The following is a 3,218-nucleotide window of genomic DNA, read 5'->3' on the forward strand; positions in this document are numbered from 1 at the left end:
AGCAGTGTACGCAAAACGTGCCTGGCCTTGAAGAGTGGCCAACTGCGGATGGGTACATGATCCCACGAGTCGCTACATTTAGGCTCACCGGGGCATGCCGGTAGTGGCAAAACCCAACTTTTGAACCCACATAGCAGGTTGCTCGGTTGAGAAAACACCTGCCGCCGCTACCGGCAGGAAACGAGCCGAAGCGGTCTCGCGCCTATTTTGGAAGGTGCGCGTTTTCTAGCGCTGTAGCTTACTGGACGGGTACGAAAGCCTCAGCGAGCATCACTTTGTTGCGGCCACCTTTCTTTGCTGCGTACAGAGCGCGGTCAGCAGCCGACAGTAATTCCCGTTCGCCGTTGCCATGACCGGGCCACTGAGCCACGCCGAACGATGCCGAAATGCCCGAGATTGTTTGTCCTGCGTGCTGGATGACGATATCGTTAAGAGACGAGCGTATGGTCTCGGCGCACCTCTCCGCCTCCTCTGCACTGCACTCCGGGAGCATCAGCACCAGTTCTTCTCCACCGTAACGGCACACTACGTCGCTGGCGCGCACCCGTTGCTGAATCGCGTGACTTGCGGCCGTCAGTACAAGATCGCCGCCGTCATGTCCGTAGGTGTCGTTCACGCGCTTGAAATGGTCTAGGTCAATCATTACCACCGAACAGACGCTCTGACTGCGTTGGGTGCGGGCCAGTTCACGCTTGAGCGATTCGTCGAAGAAGCGCCGGTTGTACAGACCGGTAAGCGGATCTACAGTTGATTGGTGGCGCAAAGTGTCCCGCAGCGAGACGTTGCTGATTGCCAGGCTAAGCTGCTCGGCCAGCGCGATGATGTGCATGCTATCGCTAGCGTCTTCTTCCCGCCGATTGTCCAGGACTGTTCGCGCCGACGCCAAATTGAACTAGGCTGCCGAGATTCGTTGACCCTGGCAAGTCCGAGCAAACGCACGGCCAGTGCGGGTTCCCGGGCCAGTGCCTGGGTGAGCCGATATCGGCGCTGTGGGTCAATGTAGCGTCGGCGCCAACAGGGAAGTCACATAAAACGATATGGCGCAGTACAACGCGTTTTAGCCCTTCAAACATAGCTTGGCGGCCCGAGTCCTCCAATGTGAAAACAGGATTGAGTTTTTACACAGCCTGGGCCGATTGCTGACGTTGGCAAGCGCGTAATGTACGGGCCAAGTTGCTATTACCGCAAATAACGTTTTTGTTCATCAGGTGACAACTTTTTCCAGCCGCTGATGGTTTTCTTCATTCTTCACGCCCGCAGCAAGCGAGTCGAGCCATTCATCGCGAGTGATACCGAGGCGTTTCAGTATGTTAATGACGAGAAAAGAGGGAATGGTCGGGTTGTTGCCGTAATGGTTCCCGATCCGAAACATGTGCCCGCCAGCACGCAACAGTTTGATTTCGGAGCCCTTCCCTTGTTCGATGCTGACACCGCAGCGTTCGAGCAGCTTAAAGAAGTAGCGCCGGCGCACCTGCGCATGGTCGCGGGCTGGATTGTGACGGCGCTCCCGCGGCAAGAATGAATTAGGCGTCATCGACTGACACCTTCGATTGTTCCGGCTCCGGGCAGTACAGTGACACTACAGCCTCGGCCACGTGCATTTGAACGTGCGGGTCGGGCGTTAGTGTGGGATCCTCCTCGTACTCTGTGCTGTCGGTCGGGTAGGCTAGCGGCAGGCCGGGAGAATGAACAGAAGCCCAGTTGCGTTCTCCCAGTGCGGCAATGACGCGCTCCCTGTGCTCTAGGCGCCACGGCGCGCGCGCCAGACTGCCATCCGACGTCCACCACGCCAAGTCGACCTCGATACATACTTCGTTCTCATGCCAGTGCGGGTCGTACACCGCCGGCCGCACCGCGGGGATACGAATTTGGATGCCGAAGCCGTGTGACGATACCTCTGCCCGGCGCGGTTCTAGTCCATCCATATACTTGATGAGCGCCCGCCGAAAGTCACCGTGGAACTGGCGGAACACACGCATGCCTTCCAGCTTACGCCGTACGACCATGCCACGGTAGAAGCGCACAACCGGCACGTATTCACGCGGATGCTCTGGGGCGACGCCACCCTCCACGTCGACGATGTCGGCCCTTTGCATCGCCAAGCGCCACAAGTCGCTCCAGACCCAGTCGGCATAGATGTCGTGCAACGCCGCTTTCTTAAACTCGTCGCCGGTGCGCGTCAGAGCGAAGAATCGGCAAGCGCTTGCGGCGTGATAGTCGAGCTCCTGTGCCTGGTCGGGCGTGTACTCATAGTAATGCAGCTCCATTCGGTAAGCATGTGCTTCACGGCGTAGGACGATCTTCCTACCGCCTCCCGTGTACCACTTCAGTAGTTTGTCGAGCGGGTCTAGCCAGCCCGACGGTGGCCGTTCAACGATATAGCCTTCAGGGTTGCCGCCGATGGCGAGATGCGCAGGTAAATGCTGGCGCACCTGGACAGACGGCTCAATGCCCTCATATAGCCAGTTGTGCGGTAACTGCCGTTGCACCTCGTCGCGTTCAATCGGAAGCAGCAGGTCCTCGACGGTCGTGCGCAGCGTCGCCGCCAGCAGGTGCGCGGTCGTCAAGGTCGTGCGATCCCCTTTCTTGATGCGTTGGATGGTCTTTTCGCTTAGGCCGGCGACGACGTAAATTTTGGCTGGGCCGCCTGCCTCGGCGAAGCGTAAGCAGATCTTGTCGGAATTGAGCTGGATAGTGTTTTTCGGCATTGTCTCGGTCCCTGGCTTCACTGTCCGCTGCTGACCTTGCCATTGCGCGCTGCAGCGCGGGTAGCGCGGGCAGCAAAATCGTCCTTCGACACCGTGCCCTTCTCTTTCATAGTGCGGCTCTGGATATCCGAGGCGCGGTCTTGCGTCATAGGGTGCTTTCCAGCTGCGGCTTTGCCCAAGCCTGTCTTGCTTTGCTTCGTCACGTTTTCCTCCATGGGTTGATTGGTACCGGAGGAACGATAAGGCTGTATAGCTGTCCAGTCACGCCTTTTAGGCGGTCAGATTAGGACACCAAATGAAGGCTAATAAAACGATTGCGCAGCCTGGCTGCACTGGAGAACCGTGAGGGCAGCTCTTGGCCGAAATCGGCCGGTTGGCCAAGCTTAGCGGTTGCCAGAACGAAAAGCCAGCGGAGACGTCGACAGGCCGGATTCGACCCAAAGCAATGGGATGGACTCCTCCTCACCCGAGGCCACGTTGGTGGCAAACTGGAGTTCCACAAATCCGTTT

General features: G+C 58.2%; 4 protein-coding genes. All 4 read right to left on the reverse strand.

Going from position 1 to position 3,218, the window contains the following annotated elements:
* Positions 1-238: 238 nt before the first annotated feature.
* Complete coding sequence (locus V6M87_RS27005) at positions 239-829, reverse strand: GGDEF domain-containing protein (RefSeq protein ID WP_332879770.1); 591 nt, start codon at positions 827-829, stop codon at positions 239-241.
* Between the two features lie 375 nt (positions 830-1,204).
* Positions 1,205-1,534 carry a hypothetical protein gene (locus V6M87_RS27010; RefSeq protein ID WP_332879771.1) on the reverse strand — a complete coding sequence of 110 codons (330 nt, stop codon included), beginning with the start codon at positions 1,532-1,534 and terminating at the stop codon, positions 1,205-1,207.
* Entirely contained in the window at positions 1,524-2,708 is a 1,185-nt protein-coding gene (locus V6M87_RS27015) for a hypothetical protein (protein ID WP_332879772.1), read from the reverse strand. The genes V6M87_RS27010 and V6M87_RS27015 overlap by 11 nt, the downstream gene beginning before the upstream one ends.
* Before the next feature lie 17 nt (positions 2,709-2,725).
* Positions 2,726-2,857 carry a hypothetical protein gene (locus V6M87_RS27020; RefSeq protein WP_332879773.1) on the reverse strand — a complete coding sequence of 44 codons (132 nt, stop codon included), beginning with the start codon at positions 2,855-2,857 and terminating at the stop codon, positions 2,726-2,728.
* Between the last annotated feature and the right edge of the window lie 361 nt (positions 2,858-3,218).

The organism is Massilia sp. S19_KUP03_FR1 (assembly GCF_036688685.1).
Lineage (GTDB): Bacteria > Pseudomonadota > Gammaproteobacteria > Burkholderiales > Burkholderiaceae_D > JALYUM01.